This is a genomic window from Pseudogracilibacillus amylolyticus (SeqCode) (assembly GCF_051918545.1).
In the GTDB taxonomy this organism is placed as follows: Bacteria; Bacillota; Bacilli; order Bacillales; family Amphibacillaceae; genus Pseudogracilibacillus.
This window is the reverse complement of the sequence record NZ_JBPPZG010000306.1, coordinates 1-3,234: the sequence shown is the minus strand read 5'-3', so window position 1 is coordinate 3,234 and position 3,234 is coordinate 1. Positions and strand designations below refer to the sequence as shown.

Sequence of the window (3,234 nt, the reverse complement as noted above, 5' to 3'; positions counted from 1 at the left end):
AACTGATGTGAATGTGTTGCATCATCATTATCACGACGATATACTTTTCCAGGACAAATCATTCGGATTGGTTCATTTCCATCAAGTGCGCGCATCGTTCTCGCTTGAACTGGTGACGTATGTGTACGAAGTAATAATTCATTCGTAATATAAAAAGAATCATGCATATCGCGCGCCGGATGGCCTTCCGGAAGGTTTAATGCTTCAAAGTTAAAATAATCTGTTTCTACTTCTGGACCCTCTCTCACTTCATAGCCAAGTCCGATAAAAAGATCCTCGATTTCTTCAATGATTGAAGTTAAAATATGTTTGCCGCCAAAGTTTACAGGACGTCCTGGTAATGTAACATCAATCGTTTCCTTTAAAAGCTGTTTTTCCAGTTCTTCTTGTTCCAATTTTTCTTTTTTCTCATCAATAGCTGCCTGTATCGTCGTTCTTACCTTATTTGCTAACTCCCCGATAACAGGTCTCTCTTCTTTAGATAACTTCCCCATACCTCGTAAAACTTCTGTAATTGAACCTTTTCTCCCAAGATAAGTCACTTGAACTTCTTGGATTTCTTTTAAATTTGTTGTTTCATTTAATTTTTCAATCGCTTCTTTTTCAAGTGTTTGTAACTGTTCCTTCATTATAAAAACCCTCCTTCAAATTAATAAAAAATATGAGCAGTATTTTTCTTTCAAATATGAACTACTTTAATCTCTATCTTGAGCAATTTCACCCTAGACTGGAGCAACTTCACCCTTGACTCGAGCAACTCCACCCTTGACTCGAGCAACTTTCTACCCGACTTGAGCAACTCCATCCCTCACTTGAGCAACTCTTCCACCATCTCAAGCTAATTCACTGAAAAACAAAAAACCCCTCCCTAAAAAGGGACGAGGTTTATTTTTCGCGGTACCACCCTTGTTGATACGAATGTATCCAACTTGTGATTGATAATGGACGTAAATCCAGAACACGGTTAAGTGTCAGCTCCAGTCGAGTGAATCGTAACAATTAGATCGAATAGAAATGTTTTCAGTCTAGGACATTTCCTCCCTAAATTGATCTTTCTTTTATGTTACTTGGCTCCGTCATCGCTTTTTTCATATTTAAACTACAAATTAGTATATCCAAGCGTTCAGAAATATGCAACTAATTTCTCATTTTATACATTAAAATTCCTGCGGCAATACTAACATTTAATGATTCAGCCTTTCCATAAATCGGAATTTTCACGATTTTATCTGCCAACTGTAAAACCTCATCTGAAATTCCCGCACCTTCATTTCCTACTATAAGTGCGGCTTTTCCCTCACTCTCAACTTCATTATAATTGATAGCATTTTTAAGTGCGCTTGCCCAAATGGTATAGTTTTCTTGTTTCAAACGTGCTATTGTCTCATCTAATGATGCCTGTACAATCGAGATATGAAAAATGGATCCTTGAGAAGCACGAATTACTTTGTCATTATAAACATCCACCGTGCCTGTTCCAAGGACAATTTTCGAAAAACCAGCTGCATCAGCCGTTCTTATAATTGTACCTAAATTACCTGGATCTTGGATAGCATCTACTAGTAAAATATAGGTATCTGTTTTAACAGGAAGGTCTTGCATGTTTACAATCGCAGCAATTCCTTGAGGAGTTTCTGTTTGCGTAATTTCATTAAATACACGCTCGTCAACTAATGTAATGCCGTCTTCAGACATCCAATCAGGTGGGTTCACTCCTTCTTGAACAATCACTGTTTCAACTTCCCACCCACTTTGAAAAGCTTCCTCAATTAAATGAAACCCTTCGATTAAAAATTGCTTCATTTTCATTCGATTTTTTCGTTTATGTAATTTTCGCCAATTTTTCACCTGTTCATTTTGTATTGATGTAATCAACTTTATCAGTCCTATTTTTAAGGTTAATTCTATCATACATATTTCAATAAAGAACGGTCAAACTAAAAGTAGAATATAAGCCGTTCGGCTGTATAAAGGAGGAATAATGAAAAATGGATTTAAATTTACGAAAAGCAATTCTGCACAATATTAAAGAAAACTCAAAGGATCAATTGGAAACAACGATCGTTGATGCGATTCAAGATGGTGAGGAAAAATTATTACCCGGCCTTGGCGTTTTATTTGAGCTTATTTGGAAACAATCGGATGAAAATGAAAAAATAGAAATGTTGGAAGCTCTAGAAAAAGGGGTAAAAGAAGCAACATCAATGTAATGATTGTTTTATCCTGTGTAAATAGTCCCGTTTTCTCTTGATTAAATGAAAAATTCAACGTAAGATAGAAAGAGAATATAAATGGGGCGTTCACATGAATAATATAAATACCGATTTTTATAAACCTGTCGAAAATACAAATAATAAAAACACAAGTAATTTACCACTATCTGCAACTACTAATTTCGCACAAGTACTATTAGCAAAAATCCAAATGGCGATGGAATTAAATAAACATATAGATAATTCCAATAGTTTGACTCCATCTCCATTTTCGTTTTCGCCGGATTTTTCTATGTTTGATGCAATGAATAAGCCATTAAATACAGTTAATCCTGTACAACAAGCGTTTAATGCCTATGGAAACAATGTCTCACCTACGAAAGGTAAGAGTACCCCTTCTAATGAAGAGATTAATACCATTGTTCGTGAAGCGGCACAAAAATATAATGTTGATGAAAAATTAATTCATTCCATTATAAAAATTGAATCGAATTATAATCCAAATGCAAAAAGTTCTGCTGGAGCAGCCGGATTAATGCAATTAATGCCAGCAACTGCCAAGGAACTTGGGGTTTTCGATCGTTATAATATGTCACAAAATATTTTTGGCGGAACAAAATACATAGGTAAAATGCTAGCACAGCATAATGGCAATGTTCAGTTGGCACTTGCTGCTTATAATGCAGGTCCCGGTAATGTAAAAAAACATGGAGGAATCCCTCCGTTTAAAGAAACGCAAAATTATGTTCGTAAAGTAATGGATCAATATTTAGCATAAAATAGACAAAAGTCCGTTATTTAAAATGATATCCGAACCATTCAATTAAATATTGAATTAGTTCGGATTTTTCTTTTGGCTTCTTTTCGTTACTTTAACTAATTTCCATAAACTGTGTAGCAACTTAGATTAATTTCCTCTGCAATATCTAAATTGTGATGTAAAATACCGCTACGGAAATACACTGCGCTTTCCGCAGGCGGCTGATGAGCCTTCCTTGTGCTACGCACTGCGTTGTCTCAC

Annotated in this window: 4 protein-coding genes; 2 read left to right on the top strand and 2 right to left on the bottom strand. The window is 35.4% G+C overall.

Annotated elements, in window-relative coordinates; all coding sequences use genetic code 11:
• Both ACPYKA_RS19990 and ACPYKA_RS19985 read right to left on the bottom strand, forming a co-directional pair.
• The coding region (locus tag ACPYKA_RS19990) for a tRNA ligase subunit PheS family protein (RefSeq protein WP_479543944.1) at positions 1 to 629 on the bottom strand (629 nt) is incomplete at its 3' end.
• Between the two features lie 508 nt (positions 630 to 1,137).
• Positions 1,138 to 1,875, bottom strand: coding sequence for a TrmH family RNA methyltransferase (locus ACPYKA_RS19985; RefSeq protein WP_479543943.1), 738 nt, complete (start codon positions 1,873 to 1,875; stop codon positions 1,138 to 1,140).
• A gap of 113 nt (positions 1,876 to 1,988) precedes the next feature.
• Between ACPYKA_RS19985 and sspI the strand changes: the two genes are divergently transcribed.
• Together sspI and ACPYKA_RS19975 are read left to right on the top strand one after the other, a co-directional pair.
• Positions 1,989 to 2,210 carry a small acid-soluble spore protein SspI gene (sspI, locus tag ACPYKA_RS19980; protein WP_479543942.1) on the top strand — a complete coding sequence of 74 codons (222 nt, stop codon included), beginning with the start codon at positions 1,989 to 1,991 and terminating at the stop codon, positions 2,208 to 2,210.
• A 94-nt stretch (positions 2,211 to 2,304) separates the two neighbouring features.
• Positions 2,305 to 2,991, top strand: coding sequence for a lytic transglycosylase domain-containing protein (locus ACPYKA_RS19975; protein WP_479543941.1), 687 nt, complete (start codon positions 2,305 to 2,307; stop codon positions 2,989 to 2,991).
• Positions 2,992 to 3,234: the final 243 nt, after the last annotated feature.